Here is a 1,068-nt window from a genome sequence, read left to right as displayed (position 1 = left end):
CCGCCCGCCCCACCCTGTCCGAAATCTCGAACGTAGTTCGCGAAGCGCTTCACCGAGAACGGAGCCGCCGTCATGGCCTCAGCTGTGACCCCACCGCCCCAAGCCGTCACGGCACGGAGCCGCCGTCGCACGGGAGCGACCCCCCGCCGACTGCCGTACCTGCTGATCGCCCCCGCCGGCCTGCTGATGCTGGGCTTCATCGCCTACCCGGTGATCAGCGTCTTCTACTACAGCCTCCAGCACTACAACCCCACGAAGCCCTGGCGGAACGGCTTCGCGGGACTCGACAACTTCACCCGGATCTTCACGGACGACCCTCGGTTCTGGGGAACGCTGACCTTCAGCCTCAAGTGGGTCGTCGTCGAGGTGACGCTCCAGCTCCTCTTCGGTCTCGCCCTCGCGCTCATCGTGAACCAGACCTTCGTGGGCCGCGCCCTGGGCCGGGCCCTGGTCTTCTCCCCGTGGGCCGTCTCGGGCGTCCTCACCTCAGCGATCTGGGTGCTGCTCTACAACTCCCAGACCGGGATCAGCCGTTACCTCGCGGACATGGGCCTCGGTACGTACGGCACGTCCTGGCTCTCCGACACCTCGACCGTGTTCCCCGCGGCGATCGTCGCCGATCTCTGGCGCGGCGTGCCCTTCTTCGCCATCCTCATCCTGGCCGACCTGCAGTCCGTACCGAAGGACCTGTACGAGGCGGCCGAGGTCGACGGGGCGGGCCGGGTCCGGCAGTTCCTCCACATCACCCTCCCGCACATCCGGGACGCGATCGTCCTCTCCACACTGCTGCGCGCGGTCTGGGAGTTCAACAACGTCGACCTGCTGTACACGCTGACCGGCGGCGGCCCCGCGGGCGAGACGACCACGCTGCCGCTGTACATCGCCCACACCAGCGTCGACGCCCACAACTTCGGATACGCCTCCGCCCTCACCACGGTGGCGTTCGTGATCCTTCTCTTCTGCTCGATGGTCTATCTGCGCCTGAGCAAGTTCGGAGGCGACGGCAAGTGACAGCCGAGTCCACCCTGACGGCCGCTCCCTCCCCGGGGGCCGCGCAGGTACCCCCAC

At 67.8% G+C, this 1,068-nt stretch carries 1 protein-coding gene; it reads left to right on the top strand.

What is annotated here, in order from left to right; genetic code table 11:
* Window positions 1-72: 72 nt before the first annotated feature.
* Window positions 73-1,011: a carbohydrate ABC transporter permease gene (locus AOK00_RS35255; RefSeq protein WP_055604187.1), complete on the top strand. Its 939-nt coding sequence runs from the start codon at window positions 73-75 to the stop codon at window positions 1,009-1,011.
* Window positions 1,012-1,068: the final 57 nt, after the last annotated feature.

It is taken from the genome of Streptomyces aureus (assembly GCF_001418135.1).
In the GTDB taxonomy this organism is placed as follows: Bacteria; Actinomycetota; Actinomycetes; order Streptomycetales; family Streptomycetaceae; genus Streptomyces; species Streptomyces aureus_A.
The sequence above is the reverse complement of the archived record's forward strand: the minus strand, read 5'-3'. Positions and strand labels throughout refer to the sequence as shown.